Origin of the sequence: Pseudomonas onubensis (genome assembly GCF_965653655.1) — a bacterium.
Lineage (GTDB): Bacteria > Pseudomonadota > Gammaproteobacteria > Pseudomonadales > Pseudomonadaceae > Aquipseudomonas.
In genome coordinates, this window is the sequence record NZ_CBFHAZ010000036.1 from 1 (window position 1) to 19,840 (window position 19,840).

The window sequence follows — 19,840 nt, forward strand, 5'->3', positions numbered from 1 at the left end:
TGGCTTCGATGAACTGAAGCAACCTGCTGCCGAAAACTTCATAACTCATTGTTTACCAAGGAGTTTTCCGTTTCGACTGCGCCGGAAGTGGGGCGAATTATAGACAGATATAAAACGCCGTCAACACTTAATTTAGCTTCTCTATCAATAAGCCAGATTTGATCAAAAAACAACCAAACCAATGCCTCTTGATCAATCTACCTATATAGACGAGCAGCCTCAGATAACACCCGCCGCCTTCAGCGCAGCCACATTCGCCGAATCCAACCCCAACACCCCTTGCAACACCTGCACCGTATGCTCCCCCAATAGAGGAGGCGCATTACGATATTCCACCGGCGTCTTGGACAGCCGTATTGGGCTTGCGACCTGAGGCACCATCCCCGCCAATGCATGCGGCAATGCCATCGCCAACCCACGCGCCTTGACCTGCGGGTCGGCAAACACCTGCGCCAGGTCATTGATCGGCCCACACGGCACGCCTACTTGCTCCAGCAGCGACACCCATTCAGCCGTGGTCTTGAATACTGTGGCCTGACGGATAAGCGGAATCAGATCCGCACGGTTAGCCACCCGCATCTTATTAGTCGCGAAGCGCGGATCATCCGCCCACTGCGGCTGCCCGGCAACTTCAGCAAACTTGCGAAACTGCCCGTCGTTACCCACCGTCAGGATGAAGTCGCCATCAGCCGTGGGAAAGTCCTGATAAGGCACAATATTGGGGTGAGCATTGCCCAGGCGCTTGGGCGCCATACCCGTCGTCAGGTAGTTCATCGCCTGATTGGCCAGGCATGCCACCTGCACGTCCAGCAACGCCATGTCGATATGCTGCCCACCGCCGTCATGATCCCGATGAGCCAGCGCAGCCAGGATCGCCACGGTCGAATACAGCCCCGTCAGGATATCCGTCAACGCCACACCGACCTTTACCGGCCCGGCACCTTCATCACCCTCAGGCCGACCGGTCAGGCTCATCAGCCCGCCCAGCCCCTGGATCATGAAGTCGTAGCCTGCACGCGTCGCATAAGGCCCCGTCTGGCCAAAGCCGGTGATCGAGCAATAGATTAATTCTGGATTGATCTCCTTGAGCGATTCATAGTCCAGCCCATACGCCGCCAGACCACCCACCTTGAAGTTCTCGATCAGGATGTCGGACTTGGCCGCCAAGTCGCGCACCAGCTTCTGCCCCTCCGGGCGCGTGAAGTCGATGGTCACGGACTCCTTGTTACGGTTGGCCGACAGGTAATACGCCGCCTCACTGGTGTTCTCGCCATAGGCGTCTTTAAGGAAAGGCGGCCCCCATGCCCGCGTATCATCGCCACTGCCCGGCCGCTCAACCTTGATCACCTCAGCCCCAAGGTCTGCAAGGATCTGCCCGGACCACGGACCGGCCAGCACTCGTGACAAATCCAATACCCGCAGATGTGAAAGCGCGCCCATGCCGTTCTCCTATTAATAGAACGCTTGAAGACCGGTCTGCGCGCGCCCAAGAATCAAGGCGTGCACGTCATGGGTGCCCTCGTAGGTATTGACCACCTCCAGGTTGACTAAGTGACGCGCCACTCCGAACTCATCCGAGATACCGTTGCCGCCCAACATGTCCCGCGCCATGCGCGCAATATCCAGGGACTTGCCACACGAGTTGCGCTTCATGATCGACGTGATCTCAACCGCCGCCGTCCCTTCATCCTTCATGCGCCCCAAACGCAGACAGCCTTGCAAGGCCAGGGTGATTTCGGTCTGCATGTCCGCCAGCTTCTTCTGGATCAGTTGGGTCGCCGCCAAAGGCCGCCCGAATTGCTGACGGTCCAGGGTGTATTGGCGAGCGGTGTGCCAGCAAAACTCGGCAGCACCCAGCGCCCCCCAGGAAATGCCATAGCGCGCCGAGTTAAGACAGGTGAAAGGCCCCTTCAGGCCGCGCACGTCCGGGAAGATGTTCTCCTCGGGCACAAACACGTTATCCATGACGATCTCACCGGTAATCGAAGCCCGCAGGCCGACCTTGCCATGAATCGCCGGAGCGCTCAGCCCCTTCCAACCCTTCTCCAGGACAAAACCACGGATATCACCCGCATCGTCCTTACCCCACACCACAAACACATCGGCGATCGGGCTGTTGGTGATCCACATTTTGGCGCCGGTCAGGCTGTAGCCGCCATCGACCTTACGTGCACGGGTAATCATCGCACCCGGGTCAGAACCGTGGTTAGGCTCGGTCAGGCCGAAACAGCCGATCCACTCGCCCGATGCCAGCTTTGGCAGGTACTTCTGCTTTTGCGCTTCGGTGCCAAATTCGTTGATCGGCACCATCACCAGTGACGACTGCACACTCATCATCGAGCGATAGCCGGAGTCGACACGCTCCACCTCACGGGCAATCAGCCCGTAGCTGACGTAGTTCAGGCCACTGCCGCCGTACTGCTCAGGGATCATCGCGCCCAGCAGGCCGGTTTCACCCATCTCGCGAAAAATCGCAGGGTCGGTCTTTTCATGGCGAAAGGCTTCGAGCACACGCGGCGCCAGCTTGTCCTGGGCGAATTGCTCAGCGCTGTCACGCACCATGCGCTCTTCTTCGGTGAGCTGTTGATCCAGCAACAGTGGATCGATCCAGTTGAAGCTTGCCTTGCCAGCCATGAATAAGTCCTCGGGGAAGAAAACAGAAGTCGTGGATGCAGCCTAGGCCGGGCAGCCGCAGAGGGCAAACGAGGTTTGCGCATAGGGTTGTGCTAATTTCTCACTTCGTCATGACCAAAAAGCGCGCAGATGCGCTTTATGAGTGAGTACAACGTACATGCGCAGAAAAATTCCCAGCACCACCGCCCTGGTCAGTTTTGAAGCGGCGGCCCGCCACGAGAGCTTTACCAAGGCGGCGCACGAGCTTTCACTCACCCAAGGCGCCATCTGTCGACAGATCGCCAGCCTGGAGGAGTTTTTAAGTGTCGAGCTATTTCGACGCTCACGGCGGGGCGTCAAGCTGACGGAGGCTGGGCTTTCTTATAGCCGTCGCGTTGCCATGCAGCTGGACGCCGTAGAGCGCGATACCTTGTCGGTCATGGGGCAGCAGGGCGCGAATGTCATCGAGCTGGCAGTGGTGCCGACGTTCGGCACCCAATGGCTGATCCCACGGCTCAAGGACTTCCAGCACCAACACCCGGAAGTCACGGTCAACCTCACCAACCGCACGCGCCCTTTTCTGTTTGCCGACACCGAGTTCGACGCTGCCATCTACTTTGGCGATGCCGATTGGTCTGGCACCGAATCCCACCGGCTGATGGGCGAAAACCCCGTTCCCGTGTGCAGCCCGCGTTTACTGGGAAGCCGTGCCCAGTTCAGCCCGCAAGAGGTTGCCCAACTGCCGCTGCTGCAACAAACCACCCGACCATACGCCTGGCGCCAGTGGTTTAACGCGCAACAACTGAACATACCTCGCGACATGACAGGCCCCCGTTACGAGCTATTCTCGATGTTGTCGCAGGCCGCCATGCATGACATGGGCATCGCGCTGATTCCGCCTTTCCTTATCCAGCGCGAGCTGGAGGAGAGGCATCTGGTGATCGCAAGCCCCGAAACATTGAGCAGCACAAAGGCTTACTACTTGATGATTCCCGAGAGAAAAGTCGAATCTGCGTCGTTGCACGCGTTCAGAGACTGGCTGATCGACCAGTCACAGCGCTATAACCCCAGTATTTAAAGGACAAAGCCACTTTATTGACCTTGTAGTCAGGCAAATTAGGATCCTACAGATATAACTATATGTCGTGTTTTGAAAGACTGTACCTCTCAGGGCCAAAATGAGCTTAACGCCATGACTGATAAGGCTTGTAGCGACAATCACCTGCCAATGCCCGACCATTCATGCCAAAGATAGGGAAACCGTCCATAAACGTCTATAACCCTTTAAACACCTGTATTTAAAGAGGTTATTTTGTGCTGTTGCGACAATCAGTCACAGGGTGACTTGTAGTTAATTTTTCGTCACCCGTCATAATCCCTTGAAGGCCGTAAAGTTCGCCTGCAAAATGCCGCGCCCCGCTGTCATTTCAGCGGGATCGTGCTGATCGGCCGCCCCAGCTGCGCCCCTCACGGTGCACTGGCCTTTTTACAAAAAGATCAAAAGCAAAAAGATCATGCAGGAGATTTGACGTGCACATTGGTGTTCCTCTCGAAACCCAGACCGGTGAAACGCGGGTGGCTGCCACCCCGGAAACCATCAAGAAGCTGATCGGCCAGGGCCATAAGGTCACTGTACAAAGCGGCGCAGGCATTACCGCCAGCATCGTCGACAGTGCCTATGAAACGGCAGGCGCAACCATTGGCAGCGCCAGCGAAGCGTTTGGCGCCGAGCTGATTCTCAAGGTGGTTGCCCCCAGCGACAGCGAACTGGCGCTGATCAAAAGCGGCACCGTGTTGGTGGGCATGCTCAACCCGTTCAGCAACGAAACTATCGCCAAGCTGGCAGAGCGAGGCATTACCGCCTTCGCGCTCGAAGCTGCGCCACGCACCTCGCGAGCCCAAAGCCTCGACGTGTTGTCGTCACAGGCCAACATCGCCGGCTATAAAGCAGTGTTGCTGGCAGCCCATCACTACCCACGCTTCATGCCGATGCTGATGACTGCCGCTGGCACCGTCAAAGCCGCGCGCGTGTTGATCCTCGGCGCCGGCGTTGCTGGCCTGCAGGCCATCGCCACGGCGAAACGCCTGGGCGCCGTGATCGAAGCGTCTGACGTGCGCCCTGCCGTAAAAGAGCAGATCGAGTCCCTCGGCGCCAAGTTCGTCGACGTGCCATACGAAACCGACGAAGAGCGTGAATGCGCGGTCGGTGTCGGCGGTTACGCACGGCCGATGCCATCGAGCTGGATGCAGCGTCAGGCCCTGGCCGTACATGAACGCGCCAAACAAGCGGATATCGTCATCACCACGGCGCTGATCCCGGGCCGCAAAGCCCCGACCTTGCTCAGTGCCGAAACCGTTGCACAAATGAAACCGGGCTCGGTGGTCATCGACCTCGCCGCAGCCCAAGGCGGCAACTGCCCGCTGACCGTCGCTGACCAGGTGGTCGTGGAAAACGGCGTGACCATTTGCGGCCCGACCAACCTGGCCGGTGCGGTCGCTGCCGATGCTTCTGCTTTATATGCGCGCAACCTGCTGGACTTCCTGAAGCTGGTCTTCACCAAGGAAGGGCAGTTTGAAATCAACCTCGAAGACGACATCGTCGCCGCGTGCCTGATGTGCCGCGACGGCCAAGTCATCCGCAAAAACGCCTAAGCAGGGATTCAGACGATGGAAGAGCTTATCTCCCCCGGTATCTACAACCTGATCATCTTTGTGCTGGCGATTTATGTCGGTTACCACGTGGTCTGGAACGTCACACCGGCGCTGCATACGCCGCTGATGGCGGTGACCAACGCGATCTCTGCGATCGTAATCGTCGGCGCCATGCTCGCCGCAGCCCTCACCGTGACACCCCTGGGTAAAACCATGGGCACCCTGGCCGTGGCCCTGGCGGCAGTCAACGTGTTCGGCGGCTTCCTGGTCACGCGCAGGATGCTGGAGATGTTCAAGAAGAAAGCCCCGAAAGTAAAAGAAGAGGCGCCAAAGTAATGAGCATGAATTTGGTTACGACGCTCTACTTGATCGCGTCGATCTGCTTTATCCAGGCCCTCAAAGGCCTGTCGCACCCCACTACGTCGCGCCGTGGCAACCTGTTCGGCATGCTCGGCATGGCGCTGGCGGTACTGACCACTGTGGGCCTCATCTATAAGCTCGGCGCTGAGCTTGCAACAGCCGGTATCGGTTACGTCATCGTCGGCCTGCTGATCGGCGGCACCGCCGGTTCGATCATGGCCAAGCGCGTAGAAATGACCAAGATGCCGGAGCTGGTTGCCTTCATGCACAGCATGATCGGCCTGGCGGCGGTATTTATCGCGATTGCCGCCGTGGTCGAACCGCAATCCTTGGGCATCGTCAAACACCTGGGCGACTCGATCCCTGCGGGCAACCGCCTGGAACTGTTCCTCGGCGCAGCCATTGGTGCAATTACCTTCTCCGGGTCGGTGATCGCATTCGGCAAGCTCTCGGGCAAATACAAGTTCCGCCTGTTCCAAGGCGCACCGGTACAGTTCAGCGGCCAACACAAACTGAACCTGGTGCTCGGCCTGGCCACCCTGGGCCTGGGCCTGGCGTTCATGTTCACCGGCAACCTCACTGCGTTTGCGTTGATGCTGGCTCTGGCATTCGTATTGGGCGTGCTGATCATCATCCCGATTGGCGGCGCCGACATGCCAGTGGTTGTCTCGATGCTCAACAGCTACTCCGGCTGGGCAGCGGCGGGCATCGGCTTCTCGCTGAACAACTCTATGTTGATCATCGCCGGCTCCCTGGTGGGCTCCAGCGGCGCGATTCTGTCTTACATCATGTGCAAGGCGATGAACCGCTCCTTCTTTAATGTGCTGCTCGGTGGTTTTGGCAACACAGCAGATGCCAGCGCAGCGGCTGGCTCCAAAGAAGCACGCCCAGTCAAATCCGGTTCGGCTGATGACGCAACCTTCCTGCTGACCAACGCCGACACCGTGATCATCGTTCCAGGCTACGGCCTGGCAGTCGCTCGGGCGCAACACGCGCTTAAAGAGCTCACCGAGAAGCTGACTCACCGTGGCGTGACCGTAAAGTACGCGATCCACCCGGTAGCGGGCCGCATGCCAGGGCACATGAACGTGCTGCTGGCCGAAGCGGAAGTGCCTTACGACCAAGTGTTCGAGATGGAAGACATCAACTCCGAGTTCGGCCAGGCCGACGTGGTACTGGTGTTGGGCGCCAACGACGTGGTCAACCCGGCCGCCAAGAACGACCCGAACTCGCCGATTGCCGGTATGCCGATCCTTGAGGCGTTCAAGGCCAAGACCATCATCGTCAACAAGCGCTCGATGGCCAGCGGCTACGCCGGTCTGGATAACGAGTTGTTCTACCTGGACAAGACCATGATGGTCTTCGGTGATGCCAAGAAGGTCATCGAAGACATGGTCAAAGCCGTCGAATAACACTGCTCCAGCGCAATACAAGAAACCCTGGCCTCCCGTAGGCTGGGGTTTTTTTATCGTTCCCAAGCTCTGCGTGGGAATGCTCTGCGTTCCGCTTTGTACTCACGTGAAACCCGACCAAAGGCTCTAAATCGCTGACTGGCATTCGACCATGGTAGCGGGCCGAAATTTTTTGAAATCACTACACTGCCCACCTTGCTTCCGTAGCCTGAGATAACAATTCATGTACCGTGATCGTATCCGCTTGCCTTCGTTGTTGAACAAGGTCATGAGCGCGGCAGACGCCGCCGCACTGATCGAGGACGGCATGACCGTCGGCATGAGCGGCTTCACCCGTGCCGGTGAAGCCAAGGCCGTCCCCCACGCCCTGGCCGAACGCGCCAAGACTTCGCCGCTGAAAATCACCCTGATGACCGGCGCCAGCCTGGGCAATGACCTGGACAAGCAACTGACCGAAGCCGGTGTGTTGTCGCGCCGCATGCCGTTTCAAGTCGACAGCACCCTGCGCAAGGCGATCAACGCCGGTCAAGTGATGTTTATCGACCAGCACCTGTCGGAAACCGTCGAGCAACTGCGCAACAACCAACTCAAGTTGCCGGACATCGCCGTGATCGAAGCCGTTGCGATTACCGAACAAGGGCATATCGTGCCCACCACCTCCGTGGGCAACTCGGCCAGCTTCGCAATTTTTGCCAAACAAGTGATTGTCGAGATCAACCTCGCGCACAACCCGAACCTGGAAGGGCTGCACGACATCTATATCCCGACCTACCGACCGACCCGCACACCGATCCCATTGGTCAAGGTCGACGACCGCATCGGCAGCACCGCGATTCCGATTCCGCCGGAGAAGATCGTCGCCATCGTGATCACCAATCAGGCCGACTCCGCCTCAACCGTGACACCGCCGGACGCCGACACCCAAGGCATCGCCAACCACCTGATCAACTTCCTCAAGCAGGAAGTCGACGCCGGGCGCATGACCAACAAGCTCGGACCACTGCAGGCCGGGATCGGCAACATCGCCAACGCGGTGATGTGCGGCTTGATCGAGTCGCCGTTCGAAGACCTGACCATGTATTCGGAAGTATTGCAGGACTCGACCTTCGACCTGATCGATGCGGGCAAGCTCAGCTTTGCTTCGGGCAGCTCGATCACCTTGTCAGAGCGGCGCAACGCCGACGTGTTCGGTAACCTGGAACACTACAAAGACAAGTTGGTGCTGCGCCCACAGGAAATCTCCAACCATCCTGAAGTGGTTCGGCGCCTGGGCATTATCGGGATCAACACGGCGCTTGAGTTCGACATCTACGGCAACGTCAACTCCACCCACGTCTGCGGTACGCGGATGATGAACGGGATTGGCGGCTCCGGAGACTTCGCACGCAACGCGCACCTGGCGATTTTCGTCACCAAGTCGATTGCCAAGGGCGGCGCAATTTCCAGCGTGGTGCCGATGGTCAGCCATGTGGACCATACCGAGCATGACGTGGATATCCTGGTGACCGAGGTTGGCCTCGCTGACTTGCGTGGCCTGGCGCCACGTGAGCGGGCGCGGGTGATCATCGACAATTGCGTGCACCCGGCTTACCGCGATGCGCTGAACAGTTACTTCGACGCTGCCTGTGCGATCGGTGGGCATACTCCACACATCCTGCGCGAAGCACTGAGTTGGCACATCAATCTGGAAGAAACCGGGCACATGCTCAAGGCTTGATTGATACAGATCCGAGCTGATGCAAACACAGTTTGCTCAGCTCGATGACCGCAGCCGCGCTTTTTGAAAGAACTGTACTGCTGTACCGGTCATTTCCTACCGAATTCTCCTACGCACCCTATCAGAAACGCCTATTTCGCACCGATTAAGTGCAGACAGGTACAGTTGCCCCATTTCCGTACAGTACAGCCGCTATAAACAGTTAACTGGCCCCTCACAATACAGGTGAACTGTATCTAGAGAGTCTTGCGCCGGAGGAGGATCATTGGCATCAGTTAAACCACTACCTAATCCCGCCACAAGCGGAAGGATGTCATCATGGAACGTACACTCAGTTCCGATCTGTTCTTCGAAGAAAAAGCTGTAAACACCCAGGCTTCCATGCCTTTGCGCGTTCTCGCCAACCTGATGTTGTGGCAGCGCCGCATCTCCAGCCGCCACCAACTGGCTCGTCTGGATTCGCGTCTGCTGGCTGACGCCGGTATCAGCGAAGCTCAACGCTACGAAGAGCTGAGCAAGCCGTTCTGGCGCTAATTGGCGCTCGCTGGCCCTGACCCGCCGGGTCCACCGCCAGCAACCTGATTTAACAAAGCAAAGCCCGCCCCGGGAAACCGGAGGCGGGCTTTGTTGTTTGCGGGATTCAACCTTTGCACGGCTAAAACAGACGCCCGATCTAAACACAAGTACAGTTTAAATAACACTACAGTTAAGCAGTACAATTTAACATTGGTGTATCTGTATTGGTAAAAGCTGGCCGCCCAAGATGGTGCTCCAAGACCTCATGGAAGGCCGTCGTCATGAACATACAAACTTCGCCGTACAAACAATTGATCGTCCGAATGGCTTGCGCGTTGGGCAGATGGGCGCGGCAGGCCCATGAGCGACGCCAACTTGCGCAACTTGACCCACGTGAATTAGCCGATGCGGGCATCAGCCAGGGCGACCGTACTGCCGAGCTGTCCAAGCCTTTCTGGCGTGATTAGGCAGATAGAGGCTTTCCGAACAGATAAACGGCAGCTTAAGATCCCGTTATCACGTGGCGAACCTTGTAGAACGGACGTCTGATGCTCAATCGCAACAATGTCCGTTTCACAGTGGCCGCTTTGCGCCGCTTTATTTGATCTTCTACAGGAGTTATTCCATGTCCCGTCTTCGCCTGCTGAGTGCTGCCACCCTGTTGGCCCTGGCCGCCAACGCCAACGCGAGCAGCCTTATCGTGACCACCGACTCGATCGTCGGCGCCCTCAAAGCCACTTCCGATGCCAGCTCCGATGCTACGTCGTCCCTGCGTGACAACAAAGTCGTGCAAGCCGCCCGTGACGACGCAGCCAGCTTTGTTGCCAGCGAAGGCGCCATTCGTGGTGTGAAACTGGAAAGCGCCCTGGCCCAGATCCGCCAACAAGCCCCACAACTGAACACCGCGACCGACGCACAACTGGCCCAAGCGATTCTGGCCATCTGATAATCCGGTAAACGCCAGGGCACGCCAGCCGCTACCAAATGTGTCAGCGCTGGCTCTCGCCCGGGCGTTGCGCTAGCCTTGACGCTCGCTTTCAGTTGTCGAGTCCCATGGCTTTTTCATACCGCCTGTTTATTGTTTCCGTGTTGTTTTCCGCCTGCTGGTCACCCTTGGCTTCGGCCTTTGATGTGTCCACCCAGAGCACCGTCATCAGTGCCTACGCCACCAGCAAGGTGACGTCAGCGCCCTTTGACAGAAAGTTGGTACTGGCCGCCCAGGATGACGCTGCCGCTTTTATCGCCACTGACGGCCAATGGCGGGGAGCTCGTCTGGAATCTGCGCTGGAGTACCTGCGCCGAACCCAGCCAAAACTTCATGTGAGCGACCTTGAACTGGCGCAGGCAATTCTCGTCCAATAATCATCGTATATTTCTACCTTTGTATTTCGGAGTTATTCCATGCGTAGCCCGCTGATCGCCGCCGCTTTGGGCCTATTGTTGTTGGCCGATGTTGCCCACGCGCAAACCCTGAAGGCCACCAGTAACATCATCGTGCGTGCCTCGGCGCGCACCATTGATTTCACTTCGGACACCACCACCTCCATCCGCGACTCCAAAATCGTGCGCGAAGCCCACGATGACGCTGCCAGCTTCGTCGCCTCCAATGGCGAAATCCGCGGCGCACAATTGGAAGCAGCCTTCGATACCCTGCGCACTCGCGTACCGGAAGCCCGCGACGCCAGTGACCAGACCCTCGCCGAAGCTATCCTCGCTCTGTGAGGCGCCTGTTCGCCTGGCTACTGGCCGGGACTGTGCTGCTCTGTGCAGGCGCAGCCCAGGCCAGCCTGCAACTGCGGCTCAAGACCGATGGCTTGAGCCCGGCTGAACAGCAGGCCAGCCAGGCGTTGCTCGACGAAGCGATGCGCGCTCTGCCGCCGCGCTTTATCGAGCAGCTGGACCGGCGCATTGATGTCGGCTGGACCGACAAGATGCCTGAAAACGCCTATGGCCAAGCTTCTCTGGTGTCCGAACTTGACCTCAACAGCAACCTGCTCGCCAGCCTTACCGACGGCAGCGCCGCTACCCAGAAGACCAATCGCCCCCATGGCACCGTGCGCCGCGAAATGCTCGCCACCGTGCTGCATGAACTCACCCACATCTATGACCGTGCGCGTCTGTGGTCCACAGACGAGCGCCGCCTGATCCAACGCTGCAGCCGCCAGAACAACATCACCGGCCTGATCGGCCTGCCCGATCAATGCCGTGGCCAGAACGACCGTCGTTTCACCCTGAGTGACGACCCGCGCCTGCTGGACATTGCCGGCTGGCCCCAATACGTGGGCCGTCGCGGCGAGCGCGAGCAGCACAACCACCAGGTCGCCCGCAGCCCGGACATCTACGAAACCACCAGCCCGCTGGAGTTCGTGGCGGTCAACATGGAGTATTTCCTCCTCGACCCGAGCTATGCCTGCCGTCGCCCCGCGCTGTTTCGTTATTACAAGGAACACTTCGGCTGGGCACCGCCCGAACAAGACACCTGCGCCAAGACCTACGCGTTCCTGAACGCAGGCAACGACTTCGCCAAAACGCCGCTGGGCCAGATCGACCCGGAGCGCGTGTATGAAATCGACTACCTGCTCGCCGAAGCCAACCAGAACCTGGTGAGCCGCTGGGGCCACAGCATGTTGCGCCTGGTGATCTGCGCACCTGGCCGACCACGCGGCCCGGATTGCCGATTGGACCTGGACCAGCACTTGGTATTGTCCTACCGCGCATTTGTTGGTGACGTACAGCTCTCGAGCTGGGATGGCCTGGTGGGCAAGTACCCGTCACGGCTATTTGTGCTGCCGCTGGCGCAGGTGATCGACGAATACACCAAGACCGAGTTGCGCGGCCTGGCGTCGGTGCCACTCAAGCTCACCCGCCAAGAGATCAACGACACCGTCGAACATGCCGCAGAAATGCACTGGAGCTACGACGGCAACTACTTCTTCATCTCCAACAACTGCGCGGTGGAGAGCCTCAAGCTGCTGCGCAGCGGCAGCGCCAACCCGCAATTGACCGGCCTGGACAACATCACCCCCAACGGCCTGCTCGAAGTGCTCAGTGCCCGCGGCCTGGCTGATACCAGTGTGCTCAATGACAAACGCGAAGCCTTGCGCCTGGGTTATCACTTCGACTCGTTCCGCGAGCGCTACCAGGCAATGTTCGACGTGCTGCGCAAACACCTGCCGATCAAGCAGACTCAAGTTGAAGACTGGTTGTCCCTGAGTGCCGCAGAGCGCCGCCAATGGTTCACCCAGGCCGACCTGCGCACCAGCGCCGCGCTGCTGCTGCTGGAACAAGCCAGCTATCGCAAACAATTGATGCTGGCCCAGGACGAAGTCAAGCAGCGCTACCTCAATGCCCGTGAGCTGAAAAACGGCGGCATGGAAAAAGCCAACAACACCCTGCAACAGATCCTCGCCAACAGCGGCTTCCTCAGCCGCCCGGCGGAATTGCTCGACAGCGGCGGCTACGGCTTGCCGCAACCTTCGGAAGCCAAACGCCTGGAATCGGAAAGTGCCGAGCGCCAGAAACAGCTGCAGTCCTTGACCGGCGATCTGGATAAAGAGGTGAGGGCGCTGCTCGACCCTGCGCGCGCCGACGAGATTGCCGCCTGCGAAGCCAACCTCAAGCAGATGGGCGAGCACCTGCGGGCCTTGCACAAAGCCTCGGGCGGTTTGGAACTGCCCTGAACCTCCTAAAAGAAAATTCCTACAAACCTTCCATCATCTGACTTACACAGCGAAAGCTGGCTGAAAGCTTCCCCGTCTAGGATCGCCACCACTGCCGGCAACAGACCGGCTGTAAACAACAACAATGGTGATTCCTGATGTCCGCTCCTACCCGCCTGTTCGCTCCAACTCCAACCGTACGCCACGTGCCTTTCGTACTGCGCTGACCCCAACCCGGTTCGCCATTCCCTAGCCGCGCTACGCCTGGAGTATTCCTATGCTGACTTTCCTTGGCTTTGCCATGGTCATCACGTTCATGTACCTGATCATGACCAAGCGCCTGTCTGCGCTGATTGCCCTGATCATTGTGCCGATCCTGTTCGCCCTGTTCGGTGGCTTTGCACCCGAGATTGGCCCGATGATGCTTGCGGGCATCACCAAGCTTGCGCCGACCGGCGTGATGCTGATGTTCGCCATTCTCTACTTTGCCCTGATGATCGACTCCGGCCTGTTCGACCCGGCCGTGCGCAAGATCCTCAAGATGGTCAAGGGCGACCCGCTGAAAGTTTCGGTAGGTACTGCCGTGCTGGCGCTGGTGGTGTCCCTGGACGGTGACGGTGCCACCACTTACATGATCTGCGTGGCCGCCATGCTGCCGCTGTACCAGCGCATCGGCATGAGCCCGCGGATCATGGCCGGCCTGATCATCCTCGCCGGTGGCGTGATGAACATGACGCCGTGGGGCGGCCCGACTGCCCGTGCCGCCAGCGCGCTGCATGTAGACCCTTCGGATATTTTTGTACCGATGATCCCGGCCATGGCTGTCGGCGTTGTTGCGATCCTGGTGATTGCCTACATGTACGGCAAACGCGAACGTGCCCGCCTGGGTGAGCTGCACCTGCAGGGCGACGAGATCGATCACAGCGAGATCAGCGTGTCGCAATTCCCGGACGCCCGTCGCCCCAAGCTGATCTGGTTCAACGGCGCACTGACTTTCGCGCTGATGTGCACCCTGATTGCCGGCCTGTTGCCACTGCCGGTGCTGTTCATGGTTGCGTTCAGTATCGCGATGATCGTCAACTATCCATGCCTGCAAATGCAGAAAGACCGCATCGCCGCCCACGCCGGCAGCGTGCTGGCAGTGACGGGTTTGATCTTCGCCGCCGGTATCTTCACCGGTATCCTGTCGGGCACCGGCATGGTCGACGCCATGTCCAAGAGCCTGCTGGCGGTTATCCCGGATGCCCTGGGCCCTTATCTGGCGGTGATCACCGCCTTGGTGAGCATGCCGTTTACGTTCTTCATGTCCAACGATGCGTTTTACTACGGCGTACTGCCGGTGCTCGCCGAAGCGGCCAGCCATTACGGTATCACCGCCGTGGAAATGGCCCGTGCATCCATCGTTGGCCAACCCGTGCATTTGCTCAGCCCGCTGGTACCTTCGACTTACCTGCTGGTGGCCCTGGCCGGTATCGAATTTGGCGATCACCAACGCTTTACCCTCAAGTGGGCAGTGCTGGTGTGCCTGTGCATAATGTTCGCCGCTTTGCTGATGGGGATTTTTCCGCTGTTCAGCACTCTATAATCGTAACGACCTGACCGCGCGGCGCTGCAGCTTGCGCGGTTTCACATTTGCTCAAAGGAATACACATGGAATGGCTGACCAATCCGGAAATCTGGATTGCCTTCTTCACCCTGACGGCGCTCGAGATCGTCCTGGGCATCGATAACATCATCATGATTTCGATCCTGGTCAGCCGCATGCCCAAGCATATGCAGGCGCGCACCCGGATCTTCGGCCTGGCCCTGGCCATGGTCACGCGAATCCTGTTGCTGTTGTCCATCACCTGGGTCATGCAACTCACCGCCGATCTGTTCGTGGTCTTCGGCCAGGGCATCTCCGGTCGCGACCTGATCCTGTTCTTCGGTGGCCTGTTCCTGCTGTGGAAAAGCTCCCAGGAGATGTACCACGCTCTGGAAGGTGAAGACGAAACCCACGACGAGCCGGGCGGCAAGGGTGGCAAGTTCATCTACACCATCATCCAGATCGCGATCATCGACATCGTGTTCTCCCTGGACTCGGTGATCACGGCTGTCGGCATGGTGTCCCATGTGCCGGTCATGGTCGCTGCGATCGTGGTAGCCGTACTGGTGATGATGCTGGCTGCGGGCACCATCAGCGAATTCATCGACAAGCACCCGTCGCTGAAGATGCTGGCGCTGTCGTTCCTGCTGGTGGTGGGTACGGTGCTGATCGCTGAATCCTTCGACGTGCATGTGCCAAAAGGCTACGTCTACTTCGCCATGGCGTTCTCGCTGGCAGTAGAAGCGGTGAACATCAAGATGCGCACCGCCATCGCGAAAAAGAAGAAACAGCAGGATCCTGTGAAACTGCGCAAGGACATTCCGGGTCAATAAACCTGACCCGCTGCTGTTGATCGTTGTTGATCGTTCCCACGCTCCGCGTGGGAATGCCGCCTCTGGACGCTCGGCGTCCGCCCTCAAAGCGACGCAGAGCGTCACGGGATGCATTCCCACGCAGCGCGTGGGAACGATCTTCATGACAGTTTTGTTTCAAAACCCACTTTAGCTATGCGATGCTGGCGCAGAGCCCATTCGCCAACTACAGCTTAAGTACAAGACGTAGAACGGCACGCGGCAATTCTCATTTGCTCTTTCTGGAGCACACCCACACGGGGGGCCGAGCATGCTGACCTTGCTCAATCTGCTTTCCGCCGTGACCCTGCTTATCTGGGGCACGCACATCGTCCGTACCGGCATTTTGCGGGTCTACGGTTCCAACTTGCGCCAAGTCATCGGGCAGAACATGTCCAAGCGCTGGCTGGCGTTTATCGCCGGTATCCTGGTGACGGCCATGGTGCAGAGCAGCAACGCCACGGCGATGCTGGTGACGTCGTTTGTCGGCCAGGGCTTGATGGGCCTTATGCCGGCGCTGGCGACCATGCTCGGCGCCGACGTCGGTACTGCATTGATGGCGCGGGTGCTGACCTTCGACCTGTCCTGGCTATCGCCGCTGCTGATTTTTCTTGGGGTGATTTTCTTCCTGTCGCGCAAACAGACGCGGGCAGGGCAGATGGGCCGCGTCGGTATCGGCCTGGGCCTGATCATTCTGGCGCTGCAACTGATCGTCGAAGCGGCCGGGCCAATTACCCATGCCCAAGGCGTCAAAGTCATCTTTGCCTCACTGACCGGCGATATTTTGCTGGATGCCTTGGTCGGCGCGCTGTTTGCAATGATTTCGTACTCCAGCCTGGCCGCCGTGCTGCTGACCGCCACCCTGGCCGGCGCCGGTGTGATCGGTTTGCACGTGGCCATCGGCCTGGTGATCGGCGCCAACATCGGCAGCGGCGTGCTGGCTTTCCTCAGCACCAACATGCAAAACGCCGCCGGCCGCCAAGTGGCGCTGGGTAGCTTGCTGTACAAGCTGATAGGCCTGTTGCTGATTATTCCGGTGCTCGACCCGCTCGTACGCTGGATGGATGGTTTGGACTACAGCGCCCAAGGCATGGTCATCACCTTCCATGTGCTCTACAACACCACGCGCTGCCTGATCCTGTTGCCCACCATCGGGCCAATGGCGCGCCTGTGTGCCTGGTTGCTACCGGAGCAACAGGAAACCAACGGCAAAGCCAGACCCCGGCACCTGGACCTGGCCTCGCTCGCCACCCCAAGCCTGGCGCTGGCCAACGCGGCCCGCGAAACCCTGCGCCTGGGCGACCTGATCGACAACATGCTCACCGCCATGCTCGAAGTGCTGCGCGGCAAGCAAACCGCGATCACCCAGGAAATGCGCAGCCTCAGCGATGACGTCGAGGCCCTCTACAGCGCGATCAAGCTGTACCTGGCGCAAATGCCCCGCGAAGACCTCAGTGAACAGGACAGCCGCCGCTGGGCCGAGATCATTGAGCTGTCGATCAACCTCAAGCTGGCCGGCGACCTGATCGAGCGCATGCTACGCAAAGTCCAGCAGCAGAAAACCTCACAGCGCCGACAGTTCTCCGAAGTCGGCCTGGAAGAACTCACCGGCCTGCACAGCCAATTGATTGCCAACTTGCGCTTGGGCCTGTCGGTGTTCCTCAGTGCCGACCCCGAAAGCGCCCGCCAACTGCTGCGTGAAAAGCGCCGCTTTCGCGCCCAGGAGCGGCGCCTGGCCCACGCTCACGTCAGCCGTCTGCAGCGTAAAATCGTACAGAGCATGGAGACCAGTTCCCTGCACCTGGAGCTGATTGCCGACATGAAACGCCTGAACTCGTTGTTTTGCAGCAGTGCTTATGTCGTGTTGGAAACCTCAGACACCGGCGCACTCGCCACCGAAGATATTGCCGACATCACTCATTCGCCCTGAACGTACGATGGCCCGTGAAGTCAGTTAACAATGGACCTCACCCGCCAGGAAGCTTGTTATGCGTCGCCTGTTATTTGCCTGCCTGCTCATGGGCTCGGCACACACCTTTGCCTTTGACCGCCTGCAAGTCGAAGGCTACACCTTGCCCAATGGCCTGCAATTGCTGCTTAAGCCGGGCATCGCGCGTGGGCACGTGGCGATCCGCCTGGTGGTGGGCGTAGGCCTGGATGACTTTCCCTGCGACGAAAAAGAACTGCCGCATCTGCTGGAGCATTTATTGTTCAGCGGCATCGACGGCGGTGGTGAAGGCGACCTTGAAGACCGCATGCAAGCCCTCGGCGGCGAATGGAACGCCTACACCAGCAATGCCGACACCACCTTTGTGATCGAGGCGCCCGCGCAAAACCAGCGCAAGGTGCTGGACCTGTTGCTGGCGATCCTCACCCGCACCGAACTGACCGACGCCAATATCAATGCTGCCAAACAAGTGGTCGAACGCGAAGACGGCGGCCATTACTCGCACCTGCAACGCTTGCTCGACCGCCAGGACCTGGGCCACACCGCCAGCAACCAATTAGCCGTCGAACTGGGGCTCAAATGCGCCGAACGTGCCGAAGTCAGTCAACTGACCCGCGATCAGTTGCAAACCCTGCGCACACATTGGTACGCGCCCAACAACATGACGCTGATCATCGTCGGCGACCTCGACAAACTGCTTCCGGCGTACCTGGAGCGCACTTACGGTCAACTTGACCCGGTCGAACCCACTGAGCACCGGCCACTGCCGGAGATCCAGCACACCGCCGCCAGCCATCGCGACCTTATCCACGGCTGGGTCGGTGACAGCGCCAAACTGCACTGGCTGTTCCCTGAACCGGTATTGGACGACCAGCACGATGAAACCTACGACTTGCTCAAGGACTACCTCGACTGGGCGCTGTACCGTCAGCTGCGTCTCAAGCACGGTTTGTCCTACGGCCCGTGGAGCGAACGCGAAGTACTCGGTAGCGTCGGTTTTCTCAGCCTGAATGCCGACCTTGAGCGCGACGACCTCCCTGAAGCCGAACAGGTGCTGCAGGACCTCACGGCGCAACTGCTCAAGGACGGCCTCGACCCGGCCGTCTTCAACCGCTTGCAGCAAGCCGCCATCGCGCGCCAAGCCTGGGCGGTGCAGGGCAACAGCGCGCTGGCCGACTATTACTGGAGCGCTGCCGGCGACTATGCCGACGGCCATCTCAGCGACCCGGCCAAACGTATAAAAGCCGTGAGCTTAAAACAGGCAAACCTGGCCATGCGCCAGGTTTTCGACCAGCCGGGCTACTGGCGCATCGAAAAACCCTTGCTGAGCTATGACGCCCTGAGCTGGATCGGTGCCGGTGTACTCGTGCTGATCGCCAGTGTGTTGATCGGCGTGCGTCTTTATCGCAAACGGATCACGTAATGAAGCACCGAACACAGGGCTAAGACGTTATTCTGTCTGGGATTTTTCCTACACCAAGTGTGAATCGCCAATGCCAAATCTACCGCCCCTTATCCAGCGCATTATCGAACTGATCAAGCGCTATCCCGGGGTGATTGCACTCGGCGGTTTCATATCGGGTGTGGGCAGCTTCATCCTGGTGGATCGCCAGCAGGGCATGGCCAGTTGGATTGCGGTGATCATGCTGGTGAGCTGGCTATGGCTGATGCTGGAAAACAGCTTTACCCAGCTGTTCGCCAAAGTCTTCAAGCGCGAAATTCCCGAGCCGCTGCTGCGCTATGCAACCCAGATGATCCACCAGGAAAGTCTGTTCTTCGTATTGCCGTTCTTTTTTGTCACCACTGCCTGGAACAGCGGCCAGTCGGTGTTCACCGGCCTGCTCGGCGCGGCGGCGCTGGTGTCGATCACCGACCCGCTGTACTACAAGTGGCTGGCCCCCAAACGCTCGCTGTTCCTGGCGCTGCACACCCTGACCTTGTTCGCGGCACTGCTCACCGCATTGCCGATCATCCTCCACCTGACCACCGCCGAAAGTTACAAGTTGGCACTCGGCGTGGCCATGGCGTTGTCGATCCCGAGCCTGGCAGTGAGCTTGCCGCTGCGCAGCATCAAGGGCTGGGTGATGTTGCTCGGGGTCACGGCCGCCATTGGTTGCGCCGGTTGGTTCCTGCGCAGCTGGGTACCGCCCGCCACGTTATGGATGACCGAAGTGGCGATCAGCACCCAGCTGCAAGACCGCACACCGGGCGATGACCTCAAAGAAGTCACCGCCGCGCAACTGCGCAGCGGCGGGCTGTACGCCTACACCGCGATCAACGCACCACGCGGGCTGGATGAGCGGATTTACCATGTGTGGAAATTCAACGGCCAGGAAGTCGACCGCATCGCCCTGGATATCCATGGCGGGCGCAAAGAAGGCTACCGCGCCTGGACCCACAAGCAGAACTTTCCGGCCGATGCTGTCGGACGCTGGCAGGTGCGGGTGTTGACGGAAGACGGGCAAGTCATCGGTGTGCTGCGCTTTAAAGTCACTGACCCAGCGCAAACGGACAACCCAAAGTAGGC

At 59.1% G+C, this 19,840-nt stretch carries 18 protein-coding genes; 16 read left to right on the top strand and 2 right to left on the bottom strand.

Going from position 1 to position 19,840, the window contains the following annotated elements; translation table 11 throughout:
* Nucleotides 1–219: 219 nt before the first annotated feature.
* Nucleotides 220–1,440, bottom strand: a complete 1,221-nt coding sequence (locus ACTD9P_RS14185; protein WP_438868150.1) for a CaiB/BaiF CoA transferase family protein — start codon at nucleotides 1,438–1,440, stop codon at nucleotides 220–222.
* Between the two features lie 12 nt (nucleotides 1,441–1,452).
* Entirely contained in the window at nucleotides 1,453–2,634 is a 1,182-nt protein-coding gene (locus ACTD9P_RS14190) for an acyl-CoA dehydrogenase (protein ID WP_003187423.1), read from the bottom strand.
* A gap of 157 nt (nucleotides 2,635–2,791) precedes the next feature.
* Between ACTD9P_RS14190 and ACTD9P_RS14195 the strand changes: the two genes are divergently transcribed.
* From ACTD9P_RS14195 to ACTD9P_RS14270, 16 genes are all read left to right on the top strand, one after another.
* A complete protein-coding gene (locus tag ACTD9P_RS14195) occupies nucleotides 2,792–3,691 on the top strand; it encodes a LysR family transcriptional regulator (RefSeq protein ID WP_438868151.1) in 900 nt (299 codons plus the stop codon).
* Nucleotides 3,692–4,143: 452 nt separating this feature from the next.
* Nucleotides 4,144–5,265 carry a Re/Si-specific NAD(P)(+) transhydrogenase subunit alpha gene (locus ACTD9P_RS14200; protein WP_138813121.1) on the top strand — a complete coding sequence of 374 codons (1,122 nt, stop codon included), beginning with the start codon at nucleotides 4,144–4,146 and terminating at the stop codon, nucleotides 5,263–5,265.
* A 15-nt stretch (nucleotides 5,266–5,280) separates the two neighbouring features.
* A complete protein-coding gene (locus ACTD9P_RS14205) occupies nucleotides 5,281–5,601 on the top strand; it encodes an NAD(P) transhydrogenase subunit alpha part 2 (RefSeq protein WP_003187417.1) in 321 nt (106 codons plus the stop codon).
* Nucleotides 5,601–7,037 (top strand): NAD(P)(+) transhydrogenase (Re/Si-specific) subunit beta, encoded by a 1,437-nt coding sequence (locus tag ACTD9P_RS14210; protein ID WP_438868152.1) that lies wholly within the window; start codon nucleotides 5,601–5,603, stop codon nucleotides 7,035–7,037. Before ACTD9P_RS14205 ends, ACTD9P_RS14210 begins: the two co-directional genes overlap by 1 nt.
* A 223-nt stretch (nucleotides 7,038–7,260) precedes the next feature.
* Nucleotides 7,261–8,754 carry a succinyl-CoA:acetate CoA-transferase ScpC gene (gene scpC, locus ACTD9P_RS14215; protein WP_065931942.1) on the top strand — a complete coding sequence of 498 codons (1,494 nt, stop codon included), beginning with the start codon at nucleotides 7,261–7,263 and terminating at the stop codon, nucleotides 8,752–8,754.
* Between the two features lie 318 nt (nucleotides 8,755–9,072).
* Nucleotides 9,073–9,288, top strand: a complete 216-nt coding sequence (locus ACTD9P_RS14220; RefSeq protein WP_048721398.1) for a DUF1127 domain-containing protein — start codon at nucleotides 9,073–9,075, stop codon at nucleotides 9,286–9,288.
* Nucleotides 9,289–9,551: 263 nt separating this feature from the next.
* A complete protein-coding gene (locus tag ACTD9P_RS14225; RefSeq protein ID WP_200430939.1) occupies nucleotides 9,552–9,737 on the top strand; it encodes a DUF1127 domain-containing protein in 186 nt (61 codons plus the stop codon).
* A gap of 158 nt (nucleotides 9,738–9,895) precedes the next feature.
* Nucleotides 9,896–10,216, top strand: coding sequence for a DUF2388 domain-containing protein (locus ACTD9P_RS14230; RefSeq protein ID WP_017139066.1), 321 nt, complete (start codon nucleotides 9,896–9,898; stop codon nucleotides 10,214–10,216).
* Nucleotides 10,217–10,323: 107 nt separating this feature from the next.
* The gene (locus ACTD9P_RS14235; RefSeq protein ID WP_438868154.1) at nucleotides 10,324–10,632 is read left to right on the top strand and encodes a DUF2388 domain-containing protein; all 309 of its coding nucleotides are present in this window, start codon (nucleotides 10,324–10,326) and stop codon (nucleotides 10,630–10,632) included.
* 39 nt (nucleotides 10,633–10,671) lie between these two features.
* The gene (locus ACTD9P_RS14240) at nucleotides 10,672–10,992 is read left to right on the top strand and encodes a DUF2388 domain-containing protein (protein WP_060756468.1); all 321 of its coding nucleotides are present in this window, start codon (nucleotides 10,672–10,674) and stop codon (nucleotides 10,990–10,992) included.
* Nucleotides 10,989–12,950, top strand: a complete 1,962-nt coding sequence (locus ACTD9P_RS14245) for a DUF7844 domain-containing protein (RefSeq protein WP_200430942.1) — start codon at nucleotides 10,989–10,991, stop codon at nucleotides 12,948–12,950. Before ACTD9P_RS14240 ends, ACTD9P_RS14245 begins: the two co-directional genes overlap by 4 nt.
* A gap of 256 nt (nucleotides 12,951–13,206) precedes the next feature.
* Nucleotides 13,207–14,514: a CitMHS family transporter gene (locus ACTD9P_RS14250; RefSeq protein WP_138813127.1), complete on the top strand. Its 1,308-nt coding sequence runs from the start codon at nucleotides 13,207–13,209 to the stop codon at nucleotides 14,512–14,514.
* Between the two features lie 65 nt (nucleotides 14,515–14,579).
* Nucleotides 14,580–15,347 (top strand): TerC family protein, encoded by a 768-nt coding sequence (locus tag ACTD9P_RS14255; protein WP_017139071.1) that lies wholly within the window; start codon nucleotides 14,580–14,582, stop codon nucleotides 15,345–15,347.
* A 289-nt stretch (nucleotides 15,348–15,636) separates the two neighbouring features.
* Complete coding sequence (locus ACTD9P_RS14260; protein WP_438868155.1) at nucleotides 15,637–17,295, top strand: Na/Pi cotransporter family protein; 1,659 nt, start codon at nucleotides 15,637–15,639, stop codon at nucleotides 17,293–17,295.
* Between the two features lie 58 nt (nucleotides 17,296–17,353).
* Nucleotides 17,354–18,736, top strand: a complete 1,383-nt coding sequence (locus ACTD9P_RS14265; RefSeq protein WP_438868156.1) for a M16 family metallopeptidase — start codon at nucleotides 17,354–17,356, stop codon at nucleotides 18,734–18,736.
* A 70-nt stretch (nucleotides 18,737–18,806) separates the two neighbouring features.
* Nucleotides 18,807–19,838 carry a DUF5924 family protein gene (locus ACTD9P_RS14270; RefSeq protein ID WP_200430946.1) on the top strand — a complete coding sequence of 344 codons (1,032 nt, stop codon included), beginning with the start codon at nucleotides 18,807–18,809 and terminating at the stop codon, nucleotides 19,836–19,838.
* The last annotated feature ends 2 nt before the right edge of the window (nucleotides 19,839–19,840 follow it).